This is a genomic window from Microbulbifer aggregans, assembly GCF_001750105.1.
GTDB classification, from domain to species: domain Bacteria; phylum Pseudomonadota; class Gammaproteobacteria; order Pseudomonadales; family Cellvibrionaceae; genus Microbulbifer; species Microbulbifer aggregans.
This window is the reverse complement of sequence record NZ_CP014143.1, coordinates 1,988,579-2,008,144: the sequence shown is the minus strand read 5'-3', so window position 1 is coordinate 2,008,144 and position 19,566 is coordinate 1,988,579. Positions and strand designations below refer to the sequence as shown.

The following is a 19,566-nucleotide window of genomic DNA, read 5'->3' as shown; positions in this document are numbered from 1 at the left end:
TCAAAATTCGCACAAGCGTGGTCGACCTAGCTGGGCACACAGTTTAATGATTGAAAAGATAAATGCACGCCCACAGGCGTGCTGGATAGTTGCCGTTTAGCGACGCACATGCCCTGACCTGGGCGTCAGGTACTTTCGATGACCGCTGTCATATCGGCCTGCCAGGCAGGAATCCCATCCAGATCGGACTGCCGCCGATAGCTGCCGTCCAGGATCGCCCGCCACCAGGCGTCGTTGGACAGGTACCAGTCGATGGTCTTCATGATGCCCGAATTGAAGCTCTCCAGCGGCCGGTAACCGAGTTCTTCGTTGGACTTCTCCGGTGCAATGGCATAACGCCGGTCGTGGCCCTTGCGGTCTTCCACATACTGAATCAGTGCTTCCGCCTGACCAGCAATGGCGTTATAGGCCTCCGGATAGCGCTTGCTGAGGGCAGGGTCATCGGCAAAGGCCTGGTTCATCAGGTTGCAGATCAGGCGGACGATATTGATATTGGCCCACTCATTGTTGCCACCAATATTGTACGACTCCCCCAACCTACCCTTCTTGATCACCAACTCGATACCGCGTGCATGGTCCTCCACGTAAAGCCAGTCGCGAATCTGCTGGCCATCACCGTAGACGGGCAATGGCTTGTCCAGCAGGATGTTGGTGATCACCAGGGGGATCAGCTTCTCCGGGAAATGATATGGCCCATAGTTGTTGGAACAGTTGCTGGTGGTGACATTCAGGCCATAGGTGTGGTGGTAGGCTCTCACCAGGTGGTCCGATGCTGCCTTGCTGGCGGAATAGGGGCTATTGGGCGCGTAAGGGGTGGTCTCGCTGAACGCGGGGTCATCGGGGCCGAGGGTGCCGTAGACCTCATCGGTGGAAACATGGTGGAAGCGGTGCGACGGCTGCAGACCTTCATCGAGCCAGACTTTCTTTGCCGCCTTGAGCAGGCTGTGAGTGCCGATGATGTTGGTTTCGATGAAGGCGTCTGGGCCACTGATCGAGCGGTCCACATGACTCTCTGCAGCGAAGTGCACCAGCGTGTCCACCTGATGCAGCCTGAGCAGAGTTTCGACCAGGCTTGTATCGCAGATATCGCCATGGCAGAAAAGGAAGTTAGGGTTGCCCGCCACCGGCTCCAGGTTGGCCCGGTTGCCGGCGTAGGTTAGGGCGTCGAGCACGATGACTTTGTCATCGGGATAGGTTTGCAGCCAGTAGTGCACGAAGTTGGCACCAATGAAGCCGGCTCCGCCGGTCACAAGTAGGTTACTCATCCTTTGATTACCCTTTGTTATTTTCTGGGTACCGCTCTTCCTTTGATTTTTACAACTCTGCGTTTGCTGATCCGGCCAGATACCCGCCCTTTCCCGGCACTCGGTTAAAGCCCTTTAGCTGGCCGATGACCGCCTTCCCACTAGCCTGGGTAAGCGCATTTACTGTGAGGCATTCTCCCCTGAAACTTTCTCCTGCAATACCTCCCGTAGGGCCTGTCGCCAGTGTGCCAGTTCTACACCAAGTTCTTCCGTCAGGCGCCGTTTGTCCAGCACGCTGTAGGCAGGCCGCTTGGCCGGGGTCGGGTACTCGGCCGTGCTGATGGGTTTGATGGCAACGGCACGCTCTTGTGGCAGCAAGCCTGCACTGCGCCCCTCCTCCAGGATTGCGACGGCAAAATCATACCAACTGGCCACGCCCTCATCGGTACAGTGGTAGATACCCTGGCAATTGGGTTGCCCGGCCAGATGGTAGATGGTGTCGGCGAGGGTGCGGGTACTGGTCGGGGTGCCGACCTGGTCGCTGACTACGCCCAACTGGTCACGCTCGTTCATCAGGCGGAGCATGGTGTTCAGGAAGTTGCTGCCATGTGCGCTGTATACCCAGGCCGTGCGGATGATGATGGCCTCCGGCAGAATTGACCGCACAACTGCTTCACCGGCCGCCTTGCTCAGCCCGTACACGTTGAGGGGGCGCACACCGTCTTCTTCACCGTAGGGGCGTGACTGCCGGCCATCAAAGACAAAGTCGGTAGATACATGGATCAGTCGTGCCCGAAACTCCCGGCAGGCCCAGGCCAGTTGTTCCGCACCGCGTGCATTCACATCGAAAGCCAGAGCGCGCTCTTCCTCTGCACGGTCCACTGCGGTGTACGCGGCAGCGTTGATGACCAGGTCAGGGCTGTACTGCCCCACCACCTCCATCGTGGTGCTGGCATCGGTAATATCCATTTCTTTGCGGCCCAGGGCGATGAGCTCAATCCCTTCTGGCTTTCTTTTGACCAGCTCCTGAGCGAGCTGGCCATTTTTCCCGACAATTAATAGTTTCATATTTTCCTGTCAGCGCAATTTGGACGGGCTAAATCCTGTTCGACCATCTAAGGCAAGCCGTGTTGGATTTCCCAGAGTTCCTGGCTGCCTTTCGGCTATTGGCTTTTGCAGCTCTCAGGCGAAAAACTCGGCATCCTTGAACAATTTCCCCTGAGCATCCTTGGCGGAGAGCTTCGGGGCCTCCCCTTCTGCCAGAGGCCAGTCGATAGCAAGTTCCGGGTCATCCCAACGTATGGACTGCTCATACTGGGGGGCATAGTAGTCCGTACATTTATAGACGAATTCCGCCGTATCACTGGTGACATAAAAGCCATGGGCAAACCCTTCCGGGACCCATAACTGCCGCTTGTTCTCGGCCGAGAGCAGGACACCGACCCACAGGCCAAATGTCGGCGAGCTCTTACGCAGGTCAACGGCTACATCAAAGACCTCTCCCTGGGTGACACGCACCAGCTTGCCCTGGGTCTGTTCGGTCTGGTAGTGCAGCCCCCGCAGAATCCCCTTGCCGGACTTGCTGTGGTTGTCCTGCACGAATGTGCGCTCCGCACATTCGCGGTTGAACTGGTCCTGCCGGAAGGATTCAAAGAAGAAGCCCCGCTCGTCACCAAACACCCTGGGCTCAATGATTTTTACGTCAGGGATATCGGTAGCAGTAATTTTCATTTCTTATTTACCCCTCCATCCACAGCCAACCAACGGTTCACTGCAAGGCCCGCTAAAGGGGCAGCTTCCCGATACTTTTAGGTCTCAGGCATAGAGTCGATGGCGCGAAAATCATCTCCCGAATCTCTCCAGTCACTTGAAATGAAGAAAGCGCCACGCCAGAAAATCAGTGTCGGTTGAATCTACCAAGTATTGCTAGTGATGTCTCGTTTCTGGCCTTAAATGCTTGATCCAGCGCCCACAATCGAAAATGGTTTCAGTACCGGTGTTTTTCATCGGGCAGAACTCAGCCAGCTTCTTCGGCCGACGGGTGCCCGGACAATACCGGAGGCATGGATGCCTCTCGCCAACAGCGGGATTGGTGCCCCTGCTATTTACCCACTCCAAAGCAAACCCAAGGAGAAGAATAAGAATGAAATCCATTCTGAAGGGGTCCCGTATTGCTGCATCAGTGCTCGCCGTCGCCTTCGGCGCTGCCGCTGTCAGCAGCCAGGCCGTAAGCTCCACCGGAGTTACCGACCTTTCCAATGTGCCGCAACGCATCATCGTTCAGTACAGTGATACACAACAGCGCGACTGGCCCGCCAAGGCCAAGGCTTATGGTGCACGTGGTGGCGTGAGCCTGGCACACGTGCGCGGTATGGCGCTGCGCGACCGGCAGGTATACCGTCTGAACCAGCGCATGCCGGCGGCACAACTGAATAAATTCATGGCTGCCCTGGAAGCCGACCCGAATGTGGTATCGGTGCAAGAAGACGCACTGATGCAGCCGCAATTCGTACCCAACGACACCTACTACAACGTGCAGTGGCACTACTTCGAGGCCACCGGCGGCATCAACCTGGAAGCCGCCTGGGACAAGCAGACCGGCACCGGTGCGACCGTGGCAGTGCTGGACACCGGCTACGTTTACCACTCCGACCTGGATGCCAACATGCTGCCGGGGTATGACTTCATCGACGATACCTTTGTGTCTAATGACGGCGACGGTCGCGACGCGGACGCCAGCGACCCGGGCGATGCGGTGAGCTTCAATGAGTGCAGTTTCTTAAGCCCTGCCCGGGACAGCAGCTGGCACGGCACCCACGTGGCCGGCACCATCGCGGCGGTGACCGACAATAACAAGGGCGTGTCGGGTGTGGCTTTCGATGCCAAGGTGGTTCCAGTGCGCGTGCTGGGTAAGTGCGGCGGTTACCTGTCGGATATTGCCGACGGTATTGTCTGGGCCTCCGGCGGCAGTGTGGCCGGGGTACCGGTCAATTCCAATCCCGCGCAGGTGATCAACATGAGCCTGGGCGGTAGTGGTGCCTGTGACTCCACTTACCAGGCCGCGATCGATACCGCCGTTGCGAATGGTGCGACCGTGGTGGTGAGTGCCGGTAACAGCGATGCGGATGCTTCGGGCTTCCGACCCGCCAGCTGTAACAATGTCATCTCGGTTGCGGCGACCGAACGCTTTGGAGCCCGCGCTTATTACTCCAACTACGGTTCCATCGTGGATGTGAGCGCACCCGGTGGCGACGTGCAGTTCGACGGTACCCATGGCGTGGCCTCCACGTTGAATGACGGCACCACCAGCCCCGGCAATGAGGCGTACGTCTACTACCAGGGCACCTCCATGTCCGCACCGCACGTTTCCGGGGCCGCAGCACTGATGTACGCGACGGACAGCGGACTCACCCCGGCCCAAGTCGAGAGCGTCCTCAAGTCCACGGCTCGACCGCTTCCGGGCGCCTGTAGTGGCGGTTGTGGAGCCGGTATCATCGATGCCAGTGCGGCTATTGACGCAGTTGGCGGAGGCGGTACACCGACGAACCAGGCTCCGACCGCCGGCTTCAGCTTCAGCGCCAGCGACCTGTTCGTGACCTTTACCGATGCCAGCTCTGACAGCGACGGCAGTATCGTGAGCTACGACTGGGACTTCGGCGACGGCGGCAGCTCTAGCGACCAGAACCCCACTTACTCCTACGCCTCGGCCGGAACCTACTCGGTGACACTGACCGTCACTGACGATGACGGCGCGACCGACAGCGATACCCAGTCTGTGACCGTCACCGACGGTAGCGGCGGTCCGACCAGCGATGGATTTACCGAAACCAACCTGAGTTTCGGCCGTGACGAATGGCAGTACTTCACCATCGAAGTACCGGCCGGCGCCAACAGCCTCGATGTGAGTACTTCAGGTGGCAGTGGCAACGTCGAGCTGTATGTGCGCTTTGGTGCAGCCCCCGACAGTGCCACCTATGACTGCAAGGATGGCGGTGGCGGTAACAACGAATCCTGCACTATCAGCAACCCGGCCGCAGGCACCTGGCATATTGGTGTCGAAGCCCGCAAGCGCGGCGCCAGTGGTGTGCAGCTGGATGCTTACTGGAGCAGCAACTAATCCAGTCGACTGACTGGCAGGCAATCACAAGGGGCGCATCGCGCCCCTTTTTATTTTGTATCTAGCTGGACCGATGGGAGAGCGAAACCTGTTGGTAATTTTTACCGCTGACGGGCTTGATCGAGATCAATCCCATGGCAGGGCTTTTCGTTAATCTACTTACTAGCGATTCAACACGGACGTATAACGGCCAAGCGAAATTGTGCTTCGTAATCTGACAAAGCGGAGAGTGACATGTTGAGTATCAAAAAGAATGGCAAGAACCGCCTCGATATCGATTTTTCCGGTGACCTGAATGGTACCGAGATGGAAAAGGCCCTCGACGACTTTGTTGCCCGGTCGCAGGATATCGAAGAAGGCAGGATGTTGTACCGGATTCGGGATTTTCACCTGCCAAGCTTTGGCGCCATGATGATCAAGCTTTCGCGCATCCCTGAATTGCTACGCACCATGGGCCATTACGATCGTGTGGCACTGCTCACCGATACGGACTGGCTACAGACCGCTGCCGAGCTGGAAGGCAAGCTTTTCCCGGGGCTGGATATCAAAGCTTTTGATCTGGATGAGGAGGACGAGGCGGAGGCGTGGCTGGTTCAGGGGGTCGCACAACCCGCCTGAATATTGCACGAGCCTGACCACTACCGTTGCTTGGTAGTGGTCTAACCTCCCTCCTCTGCTCCTTTCACTCAGCCAAAATCCTGTTTCTCCATCCACGGAATAATCCGCTCAAATGCCCGCTCGATATTTTCGATCGACGTCGCGTAACTAATGCGGATGGCATTCCTACAGGACTCACCAAACGTATCGCCGGCAATGGTACAGACGCCGGTTTCCCGCAGCATACGCAGGGCGACGTTATTGCCGTTGACACCCTCGGGCAAGGCAGGGAAAAGATAGAAAGCGCCCTCGGGGGTATACCCTTCCAGGTAGGGGGTCTGGTTCACCAGCTCCACGAGCCGGTCGCGGCGCTGGCGATAGATATCGACGGTCTTGTCAATGAAGCTGCGATCACCGCGCAGCGCCGCGACGCCGGCCCACTGGCAGGGCGTATTGGCAACCGTGGTGGTAAACATGTGGTAGCGCCGAAGCTTGCGGATTGCACCTTGGCTGGCGATCAACCAACCGATGCGCATGCCAGCCATGCTGAATGTTTTGGAGAAGCTGCTCATGATCATTACATGATCGAGATCGGAACAGCAGGACAACACACTGGCATAGTCCCGGTTGTCATAAATCAGGTGATCGTAGACCTCGTCACTCAATACATAGATGCCGCGGTAGGCGGCCTCCTGCACGATGGCCTCCACCGTCTCCCGCGGGTAGACGGTGCCGGTGGGATTGCTGGGGGAGTTCAGGATGATGGCATGGGTGTTGTTATCGATCGCATCGATAACTTCCTGCGGATCCAGCTGGTGATTGTTCTCCGCCCGCGTGGGGATGTATTTCACCTCGCCGCCATTCATACGGATCAGCGGGGCATACAGCATGAACGAGGGATCCGGCACGATAAATTCGCGCCCGGGGGCGGACACGGCGGTGAGCGCCAGATAAATAGCCTCGGTCGCACCGGTGGTGACAAGGATATTTTCCGGCGAAATCGGCCGGCCATAGCGCTCGCTGTTGTATTCCGCCAATGCCTCCAGCAGTTCCGGCAACCCTGCATCCATGGTGTAGCCGGTCTGGCCCGCTTCCAGCGCATCGATGGTGGCGTGAATCACGTGCGGCGGCGTCGGTGCATCCGGCTGGCCGATGGACAGGTGAATCACATCGTCCATGGTGGCGGCCAGATTCACCATCTTTCGAATGCCGGGCACAGGGATGGTCAGTAGCGCCGGATTCCAGACCGGATCCTCCGACTCGTAGAAATCGAAATCCAGCCGACTCACGCCTGCGCCCCCTCAGCCGCATTTTCATAGAAGAGTTCCGGACGTTTATCGGTCAGCGGTGCCGCCAGCTGATAGGCCTGGCCGGCGCGCAGCACGGTGGCATCGTCGAACTTGCGCCCGACAATCTGCAGGCCGATAGGCAGGCCATCGCTGGAGAAGCCGCAGGGTACAGACAGTGCCGGCTGGCCGGTGAGATTGAACGGATAGGTAAATGGCGTCCAGGAGGGCCAGCGGGTGCTGGGCCAGTCTTCCGGCACTTCGCGCCCGGCCTTGAACGCGGTAATCGGCAATGTGGGCGTGAGCAGCAGGTCGTACTTGCGATGGAACGCGACCATGCGCTCGCACAGCGCGGCGCGCTCATTCACCGCACCGAGGTAATCGAGCATGGAAAGCTGGGCGGCCTTTTCCGACACCGCCACCAGTTGCGGATCCATCTGTGCGCGCTGGCGCTTGTTGAGGTCCCGCAGCGCATTGGCGGCGCCGCCATAAAACAGGTGGCCGAACGGCGCCAGGGGATCGTCGAAGCCCGGCGCCACTTCCACAATCTCTGCGCCGAGGGACTGCAACACGTGCGCGGCCTTGCGCACCGTCTCTTCCACTTCCCGGTCCACCTGCACGTAACCGAGGGTGGCACTGAAGGCGATTTTCAGGCCCTTTAGTAAATCACCGGGCTCACCGCGAATGGCCGCCAGGTAATCGATATTGCGGCGCGGGATGGCATTCGTATCGCGATCGTCTGCCTCGGAGAGCACATTCATCATCAACGCGCAGTCGGCCACGGTCCAGGTCATGGGGCCGGCATGGGCCAGGGTACCGAACGGGCTGGCGGGCCAGTGCGGCACTTCGCCGAAGCTGGGTTTCAGGCCCACATGACCGCAGAAACCGGCCGGAATACGGATGGAGCCACCGGCATCGGTGCCCAGCGCCAGCGGACCCATACCCAGTGGTACTGCCGCGGCACTGCCACCACTGGAACCGCCAGCGGTCTTGTCCGGGTTCCAGGGGTTGCGGGTAACACCGTCGATGGGATTATCGGTGACGCCCTTCCAGCCGAATTCCGGCGTGGTGGTCTTGCCCAGTGGCACGTAACCATTGCGCTCCAGCGCCGCTACCGCCGGGGCGGACTTGTTGATGGTCGACTTAGGATCGATGGTCTTCGAGCCCTTGAGGGTGGGCCACATGGGTGTGAGGAACACGTCTTTGATGGCCACCGGCACACCGTCGAGCTGGCCGTAGGTATCACCCGACTGATAGCGCTGCTCGGAGGCGCGGGCAAATTCCAGGGTGGTTTCCCGGTCGATCAGGTTGTAGGCGTTGACGGTGGAGTTACATCGCTCGATCTGTTTAAGCAGCGCCTCGGTGACTTCTACGGGGGAAAATGATTTGTCCCGGTAGCCTTGCAGCAGGTCGAGAGCGGTCATGGCGACGAAATCATTCATCCGCGTATCCTCTTTCTTTATTGGTTGTCTGTTCTTTTGCTTTGCCCCCCTATCCTAGTACTGCTTGGCGCGATTTCGGGCTTATTGTCGTGGAATGAGACGCCCCGATTTCTTTTCCGGGAGGTTGGCCGCGCCATGGCCCACAATCGGCGTTAGTTTCTGCGCCAGCCTGAAAACGGTTCAGCAACTCCGGTCACAACCTGCAGTACGACCGTTCAAGGTTCCGGAATTTTTGTGACGCACATCACGTTTACGGGGTTTGCTTCAGGCTGCAGTCAGCTGCAGTGCGATACCTTAGGCGCCCTAATCATCACGGTTACTGGGGAAAGGGAAATATCGTGAATACTGCCAAGGGAATCACCTTACTGGTGCTCGCCGCCCTGCTGCTGGGCGGCTGCGCCACCATGAGTGAAGAGGAATGCATCACCGCCGACTGGCACACCATCGGCTACGAAGACGGCGCCGCCGGCCAGCCCGTGGCCATGCTGGGCAAACGCCGCCAGGCCTGTGCTGATCACGGTGTACAGCCGAATGCCAATGCCTACCGGGCCGGTCGCAATGAGGGGCTGGAACTTTACTGTACAGAAAGACGCGGCTTCCGCATTGGCCGTGCCGGCGGCAACTACGGCGGCGTCTGCCCGCAGGACCTGGAAGGGTTGTTCCTGATGGGCTATGAGTCGGGACGCGAGCTCTACCAGGCACAGCGGGCGGTGAATGAAGTCACCAACGCGATCCAGAGTGCTCACAACGAGCGCGAGCATATCCTCGATGACATCACCGAGATGAGCGCGCATCTGGTGAGCGATGAAGCGACCAAGGAAGAACGTATCGAACTACTGGCGGATATCGCCCGTCTCAAAACCCGGCACACAGAGCTGGGCCATGAAATCGAGGATATGGAGCACGAGCTGGTGCTCAGGGAAGCGGCCTTCCACGAAGTGGAGATGCGTACGCCGTACAAGTAAACGCAGAATTGTGTGAAAAATAAAAGGCGCGCAGCGAAAACTGCGCGCCTTTTTGTTTGCCGGTTTATTTGTCCGATTGCAGGCTATTTGAGGATACCCTCTTCCACCGCGCCCTGAAGGCGAGCCTCCAGCACTTCCCACAGGGCACGACTGCCCTTGGCGATGCGGCTGTTCAGCTGCAGTACTTTTTCCTTCGGCACGTCGTGCTTGCGCCAGCTGTGGCCGCCGCCGTGCAGGTTGTGCAGTAACGGCGGTACACGGTCCACCGCACGGGCGTAACGGGAATCGGCGGTTTCGCCCGCTTCGAACTCCTCCCACAGGGCAAAATATTCCTGCAAGTGGTCGCCGGGCAGCATGGCCAGGATGCGCTTGACACCCTCCGCTTCGGCGCCCTTCTGTTCGGGCGTTTCACTGGCATAGATGATGGTATCGCCCGCATCGATCTCGCCCAGGTCGTGGATCAGCAACATGCGGATTACCCGGTCGATATCAATTGCCTCATCGGCAAAGTCTTTGAGCATCAGCGCCGTGAGGCACACATGCCAGCTGTGCTCGGCAGAATTCTCGTAGCGATCGAGCCCTACCGGGCGGGTATTGCGCACTACCGTTTTGAGTTTTTCGACTTCAACAACAAAGGCGAGGGTCTGTTCGATCGCTTGCAGGGTCTGGGTATCGGTCACTGCGCCGCAGCCTCCCGGTCCGATGGATGGTTTACCCCGGCCATCACCGGCACTTCACCAAGATCAAACGGGTTAACCCCGTCCAGACATGCCAGGTTGAATCCGTACTGCTTTGGGTTGGAGCGACGCTGGTGATGGGTGTATACGCCACAGGTGCCGCAAAAATAGTGTTTGGCCGTGTTGGTATTGAACTGATACAACCGCAGGTGCTCCTGTCCTTTGACGATACGAATTCCGGATAGTGGTACCGAAGCGACAATGGCACCGCGGCGACGGCAGAGGGAGCAATCACAGCGGCGCGGATCGACAATACCATCCGGCAGGCTGAGCTCCAGTTCTACGGCACCGCAGTGACAGGTTGCCCGATGCACTGACCCTATCTCAGTGGGTCCGATTTTCCTGATCAAGCGTTTTCCTTTTCAGTCGATGGGCCGCGGGGCGATAACGTCGAGCTTGTCCGCCCAGGGATCGAGGTCATCCATGATGGACGGATACAGCTCCACGCCCTCTTCCAGCTGTCGGCTGCGGGCGCTCCAGGCGCGCTGACCCGGGACACGCACTTCGCTGTCACTGCCCTCGTCGGGACGGCAGGATTCCCACAGGTTGCAGAGTGCGGTGGTCTGGCGCAGGAAGTCGGCGGACTTGCCGAAGGCCTGCGGGTCGATCACCTGCAGGAACACGGAGTTGGCTTCGTCATCGTGACTCGACTGCTCGTCGCCGCGGCCGTAGCCGCTGAGCCCCATGGATAACACTTCCAGCATGGCGCTGAGCGCCGCGCCCTTGTAACCGTGGTCGGCACCGCCCACCGGCAAGATGCTGCCACCTTCTTCAAAGGCGGCGGGGTCTTTGGAGAGCTGTCCCTGATTGTCCTTGAGGCACTCGGTGGGCAGCATGCGCTTTTCCCGCTTGGCGCGGGACACGTAGCCACCAGCGGTGACCGACATACTGATATCGAACAACAGCGGGTACTCACCCGCCGGCGCGGCAAAGGCGATGGGGTTGGCAGAGAACAGGGCATCGCGGCTGCCCTGAGGCGAGACGGTACGCTCTGCCGGAGTCGAACAGGTGAGGATACCGATGCAACCCTTCTCGATAATGGGCGGCAGGTAGGCGGCCAGGCAGGCGATATGCTGGCTGCGACGCAGGGTAGCCGTCACCACCCCGTGTTCTTCCACCCGCTGCAAAGCCTGGCCGACCGCCTGGGACAGTACCCAGGGGCCGGGCAGGAAATTGGCATCCCAGTTAAAGCAACTGCCACGATCCGAGAGCACTTCCGGCTCACCATCCTTGCGGGTCTCGCCATTGACCAGCCAGCTCAGGTTACTGGAAACCCGATTGAGGCCATGGGTGGTGAACCCCAGCAGGTCCGCCTGCAGGAAGATATTGGCCATCACGGCGGCGCGATCCTGGGCCAACCCTGCACGGTGAAACAGCTGTGTAACAAAAGCGTGCAGGTCCTCGGCAGCGTAGCGATTGCTCATGACATCCTCCTTTATGGAATTCTTCAGCGCTCTTTCTAGTGTTGCTGATGTTGCGGATTCTTTTATTAACAGTTCGACCGGTCCCGTTTGGTCACACGGATCAGTGATCGCTCACTTTCCCACGCATGGATTTGATCTGCCCGCGGCGGGTTTTCTGCTTCAGGCGGCGCTCCTTGGAAGCGCGCGTGGGTTTGGTGGCCACACGCTTCTTGCGTGTGCGCGTCGCGCTGGCAACCAGTTCCCGCAGCCGTTCCAGTGCGTCGGTCCGGTTCTTTTCCTGGGTGCGAAAGCGCTGGGCCTTGATCACGATAACACCGTCGCTGGAGATCCGCTGATCCCCCAGCGCCAACAGGCGCGTCTTTACCTCTTCCGGTAGGGAGGAAGCGGCAATATCAAAGCGCAAGTGGATGGCACTGGCGACCTTGTTGACGTTCTGGCCGCCGGCACCCTGCGCGCGCACGGCGTTCATTTCGATCTCTTCCAGCGGAATCGCCAGCTTGCTAGAAACTTTTAACATGTCAGACTCATTTCTTATGAAGCAGCCTAATAACAGCATCTATTGTCTATGCTGAGTCCGATAGGCGCAAAAAATCTCCTCTCTCAGTTTCCGCATTTTAAGTGGTAATCGCGCTATGACCGAGAAAAAGCCCCAGCAGCTCGCCCACTTCGATCCGCCCGTGTTCTACACCGCGACGGGCGTGCTCCTGTTGCTGGTCGCCTTTGCAGTCATGTTCCCGCAGACTGCCACGACTTTCTTTGAACAGATGCAAGCCTGGGTGGTGGATTACTGGAGCTGGTACTACGTGCTGGTGGTGGCCATTATCCTGATCTGCGTGCTTGTGATCGGTCTCTCCAGCCTTGGCAGTGTCAAACTCGGGCCCGAGCATGTCGAGCCGGACTATGGTTTCGGCTCCTGGTTTGCCATGCTGTTTTCCGCCGGGATGGGTATTGGCCTGCTGTTCTTCGGTGTGGCGGAACCGGTGATGCATTACCTGAATCCACCGGTCGGCGACACGGGCACGGTGGAGGCCGCACGCCAGGCTATGGTGCTCACCTTCTTTCACTGGGGATTCCATGCCTGGGCAATTTACGCCATCGTGGCGATGATCCTCGCCTATTTCAGTTACCGCCATAACCTGCCTCTGACCCTGCGCTCGGCGCTTTACCCCATGATCGGCGAGCGCGTTCACGGCCCCATCGGCCACGCGGTGGATATATTTGCCATCGTGGGTACGGTGTGCGGTGTAGCGACGACGCTTGGCTACGGTGTGTTGCAGATCAACTCCGGCCTCAACCACCTGTTCGGATTGCCCGTGGGTAGCGGTGTTCAGGTGGTCTTGATTATCGTCACCACCATCCTCGCGACTATTTCCGTGGTGCTGGGGCTGGATGCGGGCATCAAGCGGTTGTCACAGCTCAACATGACCCTTGCCGGCATCCTGCTGTTCATGGTGCTGCTGCTGGGCAGCACGGTTTACCTGCTGCAGGCCTTTGTGCAGAACTTCGGTAACTACCTGTCAGTCATCGTCAACAAGACCTTCAACCTTTACGCCTACCAGCCTACCGACTGGCTCGGCGGCTGGACGATTCTTTACTGGGGCTGGTGGATGTCCTGGTCACCCTTTGTAGGGCTGTTTATCGCGCGAATTTCCCGCGGACGCACGATTCGTGAATTTGTCATGGGTGCCATGCTGGTGCCCGCTGCGGTCACGCTGCTGTGGATGACGTTCTTCGGCAACTCTGCCATCCACATGATTCTCGACCAGGGCCTTACCCAGTTGGGAGAGGTGGTGGCCAAGGATCAGTCCGTAGCACTGTTCCAGTTTCTGGAACAGTTCCCCTTCTCCAGCGTATTTTCTTTTGTGGCCGTGCTGATGGTGATCGTATTTTTCGTTACCTCGGCGGATTCCGGTGCGCTGGTGGTCAATATGCTCTCCTCCCACGGGCGCGATGATACGCCGCTCTGGCAGCGGATTTTCTGGTGTTTCCTGATCGGCGCGGTGGCCATTGCGCTGCTGCTGGCCGGTGGCCTTGCCTCTTTGCAAACGGCGGTGATCGTCAGTGCCCTGCCCTTTTCTGCGATTCTGCTGGTGGCGATTTACGGGCTGATCAAAGCACTGCGGCTGGACACGATGAAACAGGTTTCCCGCCACGCACCGGTAGCGCCAATCAGCGCCCGCAATCCAGTCGTCTGGCAGCGACGCCTGAAGAATGCGCTACAGCTCCCGACCCTGGCTGAAGTGCACGAGTTTATCCATGACGTCGGCAAACCCTCGCTGGAAGAATTTGCCGAAGAGATGCGAAAGAGCGGCTATACCGCAACGGTCACCGAGGGCGAGAACCATTACGTGGAATTGGAAGTACTCCACGGCGAAGAGCTCAGTTTTATCTACGGCCTGCAACCGAAAGCCACCCTCAAGCCGGAGACCGATAACCCCGACAAAGTGCTGGACGATAGCCGTGACGACGGTTCGAGCGATGTGTATTTCCGGGCAGATGTACATCTGTTCGAGGGCGGGCAGGACTACGACGTGATGGGCTGGACCAAGGACCAGATACTTACCGACATGGTCTCCCAATATGAACGCCACCTGCAGTACCTGCATACGCTGCGCTAGGGCTGCAACAATCAAGTGAGCCGCTGCATTGTACGCGCGCACCAGAAAGTGTGACCCAACGGACACAAACGTCGGGAGGAATTACTTTTCCTGCGATAATCCAATCCGCTAGTATTGTCCAGGTTCCTAGAGGTGCAGGAATAGAAAAAACAATAATTTAGTTGCGCCCAGGTTTAGCGAATGGACTCACTGATTCAGGCGAGTAATCGAGCGTTGGGCGCAGGTCATCTGCGATCAGGAGAAAACCATGCCCAACGTCAAACGCAGCCTGGCTGCGGCTATCGCCCTTGCCTCAATTTCCAGCCCTTTTGCCTCAGCAGGCGAGCCCGCTTTTTCCCAGGTCATTGCCTTTGGTGACAGCCTCACCGACGTGGGCAATGCCGGCATATTCACCAGCGGCGATGACAAGCAAGCGGCCATCAGCATCATGTCACAACAGCTGGGGCTGGGTCCGGTCACCCCGTCCTGTGGCGGTCTGGCCCTGTGCCTGCCGGAAGTGAATCCGGCGTTGAGCGAGGCGGAACTGCTGGCCTCTGCCCAGGCACAGGTGCAGGCGGCACTGCCCAACGTGGGCGGTGGCTGGGCGGTGGGCGGCCACCGCGCTGCGGACGTGCTGCTGAACATTCTCGGCACCGAGGGCTATTTCAATTACCTGGCCCAGAACGGCATGACGCTGGACGTCAACGACCACAACTTTGTCAGCGCCCTGCTTCCGGACCCGACCCGCGAGACCAGCACTGGCCTCTATGCAGACCTGGACCTGCTCGGGCTGCTGCTACAGGGCCCGGAAATTGTCGCCCAGCTGCGCGAAGCTGCAGCCCAGTTTGAAGCCGCAGGCGATACCGTAACCGCTGCCGGTTACACGGCTCAGGCCGATGCCCTGCAGGCACAGATCGACGCCGCACCCTCGGCCATCGTCGCCGATTCCGGTATTACCGGTAACCCGCACCCACTGGGTCTTGGCTACCTGGAAACCACCGCAGGGCGAGCAGACGGCAAAGCGCTTTACTGGATCAATGGCGGCGGCAACGACTTGCTCGGTGGTTTCACTTCGCTACTGTCCGGCACGATCGACGGCGCCCAGTTCGGTGCCGAGGTACAGACCGCGGCCAATATGCTGGCCGACGGTGCCCAGGCGCTGTCGAATGCGGGAGCCAACTACATTCTCGTCTCCAACGTACCGGATATCAGCAGCACCCCGGGTATGTTTGCGGCCGTCAGCCAGGCGGTGCTCAACAGCCCGGAAGCGGCACAGCTCGCCAACGCGGTGGCGGCAGGCCTGCTCACACAAGAGGAAGCGGATGCACAGTTGAATGCCGCCATCGAGTCCACCCTGGCCCAGGCGGGTACTGCGGTGGACGGATTCAACAGCACACTAATGAATGCCGCTGGCGATATCGATGGGGTATTGCTGGTCGACCAGAATGGGGTACTCAAGGTTTCCCTCGCCAATGCGGCCGCACTGGGCTTCTCCGGTGAATTCAACCAGTCGCAACTCTGCTACGACGGCAGTGGCGGCTGTATCGAGCACCCGGTTTATGGCATCAATGGCACAAACCCCGATGACAGCCAGCTGATCTTTAACGACGCCGTGCATCCGACCCAGGCCGCACAGAATATGCTCGCCGATTACTACACGGCGATCGTCAATGCCTCCCAGGTCGCGGGCCAGCTGCCCGATATCGGTGTGCAGGCAGCACGTACCCATACCAATACCCTCGACGAAAACCTGCTCGGCGCCCGCTACAGCGATGCGCAGACCGGCGTGTTCGTGGGCGGCGTGTTCGGCAATACGGATTACAGCAGCGGCTTTGCCCCCAACCTCAGCGGCGATGGCAGTGGCGGTATTCTTGGAGCCACCTACGCCCTGCGCAGCAATGCGGAAGTCGGCTTTGCACTGAGCCGCTCCGATATCAGCCTGGACAACGCCCAATCCGTAGTGGATTCCACCTCCACCAACTACAGCATGTTCGGCCGCTTCCACTACGACGTGCTGTTTGTGGATGCCAGCGTGACCATGACGGATGTGGACTATGACAATGTCAGCCGTGCGTTCCGCCTGGGCAGCAGCTTCAACAGCAGCCTGGATGCCACGACGTCCGGTGAGAACCTGTCCCTGAGCATGACCGCCGGTGCCAACATTCTCACCGGCCCCACCCGCCTGGGTCCCTTCGCCAATGTCACTCGCGCGACCGTTGAGGTGGACGGTTACACCGAGGACGCCATCGATGGCTTTACCTATACCGATGCCAGCGGTGCAGAGCAGGATCCGTTCGGTATGCATTTCGGCAGCCAGGAGCGCCGCTATACCACCATGCGCATGGGCGCCTTCGCCAGCCACAGCTGGGACACTGTCAGTGCCTACGGACAACTCTGGTATGAGGACACCACAGGTACCGACGACGATTCCCTGGAGGTGGGCGTGAAGTCCATGGGCGGTAACATGAACGCCATGCCCAGCTATTCCAGTGAGGGAGCCGGCCTGTTCGAAGACGGTGCCGGTGCCATGGTGGGCCTGCGCTGGCAGGCGGCGAGCCGCCTCGCGGTCAATGCCAACCTCACCGCGCGTCCCACTTCCGAGACTGGCTCCATCAGCGTGAATTACCTGTTCTGATTGCCAGCCGACTCGAAGACGCCCCCTTTTCAGGGGGCGTTTTTATTTGTCAGCACGACACCAGATACACCTCTTTCGATCGCTTTCATTTCGATTCGAACCGCTTATCCGTCGCGGACGCCGCTGCTAAGATAGAGCCCTGTTTTTTCCATCCGGCACACCGACATGTTCAAGCTCGAAACCCCGCGACTGGTCCTTCGTGAAATGACGGAAGACGACGCTCCGCTGATGCTCGCCGTTCTCAACGACCCGGATTTCCTGCGCAATGTGGGCGATCGTGGCGTCCGCAATGAAGAGGACGCGCGCCGCTATATCATCGACGGCCCCATTGCGGCCTACAAGCGGCAGAACTTCGGGATGTACAAGGTGGAATTGAAGGATGGCAAGCCTATCGGCCTCTGCGGCCTGGTCAAGCGTGATGGTCTGGACGATGTGGACATCGGTTTTGCCTTACTGCCGGATTTCCGCAGCCAGGGTTATGCGCTGGAGGCAGCGGAAGCAGTGATGCAGTTTGCCCGGGACGTTGTCGGTCTCAAACGCGTCGTGGCCATAGCCCAGCCAGCCAACCTGCCATCAGTACAACTTCTGGAAAAGCTGGGCATGCAGCAGGAGCGCAAGATCCAGTTACCCAACGATGATGAAGAGCTACTGCTGATGGCGTGGGAATCCGATCAGGCCTGAGGCGACGATAAAAAAGCGGGTGTTCTTTCAAGGAGCCTGAACAACCCGCAAAGATGGTAGTAGAAGACAACCATTCACTACTGACTGAATGGAAAAAAGGCCCCGCGGATACGGGGCCGGAGATGTTGCAATTTAATGTGCGCTGGCTTCGCCCGCGCCTTTCGGGAAGCGGATACTGGCCACCATTTCCTGCACATGCTTGGGTGCGTCTTCGGTCATGCGTGCCACCGCCATGGCGACACCGAAGTTGAGCAGCATACCCAGCGTGCCGATCCCCTCGGGAGAGATACCGAACCACCAGTTTTCCGGCGTATTGGCCGCAGGATTGATGAACTTGAAGTAGATGATGTAGGCCGCGGTAAAGGTGATACCGGAAATCATGCCCGCAATCGCCCCTTCCTTGTTCATGCGCTTGCTGAAGATACCCAGAATGATCGCCGGGAAGAACGACGATGCCGCAAGCCCGAAGGCGAATGCCACCACCTGCGCCACGAAGCCCGGTGGATTGATCCCCAGGTAACCGGCAATACAGATGGCCACCGCCGAGGCGATACGCGCATAGCGCAGCTCCTGCTTGTCACTGATATGCGGCATCAGGTTACGCTTCAGCAGGTCGTGGGAAATCGACGTCGAGATCACCAGCAACAGGCCCGCCGAAGTGGACAGTGCTGCAGCGATACCACCGGCGGCCACCAGTGCGATTACCCAGGCCGGCAGGTCGGCGATTTCCGGGTTGGCCAGCACCATGATGTCGCGGTCGATATTCATCTCGTTGCGCTCATCGCCGGAGTAGAACATCTTGCCGTCGCCGTTCTTGTCCTCCCAGGAGATCAGGCCGGTGTTTTCCCAGTTGCTGATCCAGCTCGGCGCCTCTTCATAAGCAGTGCCCTGGGCATCCGGACCGTTGATCGTATCGATCATGTTCACCCGCGCAAAAGTGGCGATCGCCGGAGCGGTGGTGTAGAGCAGTGCAATAAACAGCAGCGCCCAGCCAGCGGACTTCCGTGCATCGCGCACCTTGGGTACAGTGAAGAAGCGCACGATGACGTGCGGCAGGCCAGCAGTACCGACCATCAGTGCTGCGGTAATAAAGAACACGTCGATGGTACTCTTGGTCCCCGAGGTATATTCCGCGAAGCCCAGTTCCGTCGACAGGCCATCCAGTTTATCCAGCAGGAAAGTACCGGAACCATCAGACAACTCACTGCCGAAGCCGATCTGCGGGATCACATGGCCGGTCATCATGATGGAGATGAAAATGGCCGGCACCAGGTAGGCACAGATCAGTACGCAGTACTGGGCCACCTGAGTGTAGGTAATGCCCTTCATACCACCGAGCACCGCGTAGAAGAACACGATCGCCATGCCGATGATCACTCCCGCGGTAATATCCACCTCAAGGAAGCGGGAGAACACTACACCCACACCGCGCATCTGGCCCGCCACATAGGTGAAGCACACAAACACGGCACAGATCACGGCAACCGTACGTGCGGTATTCGAGTAATAGCGGTCACCGATAAAGGCCGGCACCGTGAACTTACCGAACTTGCGCAGGTAGGGTGCCAGACACAGGGCCAGCAGCACATAACCACCGGTCCAACCCATCAGGTAGACGGCGCCGTCGTAGCCCATAAAGCTGATCAGGCCCGCCATAGAGATAAACGAGGCCGCGGACATCCAGTCCGCCGCCGTGGCCATACCATTGGCCACCGGGTTAACGCCGCCGCTGGCGACGTAGAAGTCGTGGGTCGAACCGGCACGGGACCAGATGGCAATACCGATATATACCGCGAAGGTGATCCCCACGATGATAAATGTGAGAGTTTGAATATCCATGA

At 58.9% G+C, this 19,566-nt stretch carries 16 protein-coding genes; 6 read left to right on the top strand and 10 right to left on the bottom strand.

Annotation, left to right across the window (positions count from 1 at the left end; translation table 11 throughout):
* Positions 1–125: 125 nt before the first annotated feature.
* The 3 genes from rfbB to rfbC all read right to left on the bottom strand — a co-directional run bounded on the left by rfbB (position 126) and on the right by rfbC (position 2,975).
* Positions 126–1,265, bottom strand: a complete 1,140-nt coding sequence (rfbB, locus tag AUP74_RS08670) for a dTDP-glucose 4,6-dehydratase (RefSeq protein ID WP_083260881.1) — start codon at positions 1,263–1,265, stop codon at positions 126–128.
* 159 nt (positions 1,266–1,424) lie between these two features.
* Positions 1,425–2,312, bottom strand: a complete 888-nt coding sequence (rfbD, locus tag AUP74_RS08665) for a dTDP-4-dehydrorhamnose reductase (RefSeq protein ID WP_069947228.1) — start codon at positions 2,310–2,312, stop codon at positions 1,425–1,427.
* A 114-nt stretch (positions 2,313–2,426) separates the two neighbouring features.
* Positions 2,427–2,975, bottom strand: coding sequence for a dTDP-4-dehydrorhamnose 3,5-epimerase (gene rfbC / locus AUP74_RS08660; RefSeq protein ID WP_069947227.1), 549 nt, complete (start codon positions 2,973–2,975; stop codon positions 2,427–2,429).
* Positions 2,976–3,387: 412 nt separating this feature from the next.
* Here rfbC and AUP74_RS17530 point away from each other — a divergent pair, with 412 nt between their 5' ends.
* Positions 3,388–5,361 carry a S8 family serine peptidase gene (locus tag AUP74_RS17530; protein WP_069947226.1) on the top strand — a complete coding sequence of 658 codons (1,974 nt, stop codon included), beginning with the start codon at positions 3,388–3,390 and terminating at the stop codon, positions 5,359–5,361.
* Positions 5,362–5,595: 234 nt separating this feature from the next.
* The gene (locus AUP74_RS08650) at positions 5,596–5,979 is read left to right on the top strand and encodes a SpoIIAA family protein (RefSeq protein ID WP_069947225.1); all 384 of its coding nucleotides are present in this window, start codon (positions 5,596–5,598) and stop codon (positions 5,977–5,979) included.
* A gap of 68 nt (positions 5,980–6,047) precedes the next feature.
* Here the strand turns inward: AUP74_RS08650 and AUP74_RS08645 are convergent, their stop codons facing one another.
* Both AUP74_RS08645 and AUP74_RS08640 read right to left on the bottom strand, forming a co-directional pair.
* On the bottom strand, positions 6,048–7,247 hold the full coding sequence (locus tag AUP74_RS08645; RefSeq protein ID WP_069947224.1) for a pyridoxal phosphate-dependent aminotransferase: 1,200 nt from the start codon (positions 7,245–7,247) through the stop codon (positions 6,048–6,050).
* The gene (locus AUP74_RS08640; RefSeq protein WP_069947223.1) at positions 7,244–8,686 is read right to left on the bottom strand and encodes an amidase; all 1,443 of its coding nucleotides are present in this window, start codon (positions 8,684–8,686) and stop codon (positions 7,244–7,246) included. Before AUP74_RS08640 ends, AUP74_RS08645 begins: the two co-directional genes overlap by 4 nt.
* 338 nt (positions 8,687–9,024) lie before the next feature.
* Here AUP74_RS08640 and AUP74_RS08635 point away from each other — a divergent pair, with 338 nt between their 5' ends.
* A complete protein-coding gene (locus AUP74_RS08635) occupies positions 9,025–9,651 on the top strand; it encodes a DUF2799 domain-containing protein (protein WP_069947222.1) in 627 nt (208 codons plus the stop codon).
* A gap of 83 nt (positions 9,652–9,734) precedes the next feature.
* Here the strand turns inward: AUP74_RS08635 and AUP74_RS08630 are convergent, their stop codons facing one another.
* The 4 genes from AUP74_RS08630 to arfB form a co-directional block, all read right to left on the bottom strand.
* Positions 9,735–10,331, bottom strand: a complete 597-nt coding sequence (locus AUP74_RS08630; RefSeq protein WP_226999741.1) for an HD domain-containing protein — start codon at positions 10,329–10,331, stop codon at positions 9,735–9,737.
* Positions 10,328–10,702, bottom strand: coding sequence for a GFA family protein (locus tag AUP74_RS08625; protein WP_226999740.1), 375 nt, complete (start codon positions 10,700–10,702; stop codon positions 10,328–10,330). The genes AUP74_RS08630 and AUP74_RS08625 overlap by 4 nt, the downstream gene beginning before the upstream one ends.
* Before the next feature lie 48 nt (positions 10,703–10,750).
* Positions 10,751–11,812: an Ldh family oxidoreductase gene (locus AUP74_RS08620; RefSeq protein ID WP_069947220.1), complete on the bottom strand. Its 1,062-nt coding sequence runs from the start codon at positions 11,810–11,812 to the stop codon at positions 10,751–10,753.
* Between the two features lie 100 nt (positions 11,813–11,912).
* Positions 11,913–12,329: an alternative ribosome rescue aminoacyl-tRNA hydrolase ArfB gene (gene arfB / locus AUP74_RS08615; protein ID WP_069947219.1), complete on the bottom strand. Its 417-nt coding sequence runs from the start codon at positions 12,327–12,329 to the stop codon at positions 11,913–11,915.
* Positions 12,330–12,444: 115 nt separating this feature from the next.
* On the opposite strand from arfB, the gene AUP74_RS08610 reads away from it, so the two are divergent.
* The 3 genes from AUP74_RS08610 (at position 12,445) to AUP74_RS08600 (ending at position 17,725) form a co-directional block, all read left to right on the top strand.
* Positions 12,445–14,430, top strand: coding sequence for a BCCT family transporter (locus AUP74_RS08610; protein WP_069947218.1), 1,986 nt, complete (start codon positions 12,445–12,447; stop codon positions 14,428–14,430).
* A gap of 247 nt (positions 14,431–14,677) precedes the next feature.
* Entirely contained in the window at positions 14,678–17,044 is a 2,367-nt protein-coding gene (locus AUP74_RS08605) for an autotransporter outer membrane beta-barrel domain-containing protein (RefSeq protein ID WP_069947217.1), read from the top strand.
* Positions 17,045–17,209: 165 nt separating this feature from the next.
* Positions 17,210–17,725 (top strand): GNAT family N-acetyltransferase, encoded by a 516-nt coding sequence (locus AUP74_RS08600; protein WP_069947216.1) that lies wholly within the window; start codon positions 17,210–17,212, stop codon positions 17,723–17,725.
* 132 nt (positions 17,726–17,857) lie between these two features.
* On the opposite strand, the gene AUP74_RS08595 is transcribed toward AUP74_RS08600, so the two are convergent.
* A complete protein-coding gene (locus AUP74_RS08595; protein ID WP_069947215.1) occupies positions 17,858–19,564 on the bottom strand; it encodes a sodium:solute symporter family protein in 1,707 nt (568 codons plus the stop codon).
* Between the last annotated feature and the right edge of the window lie 2 nt (positions 19,565–19,566).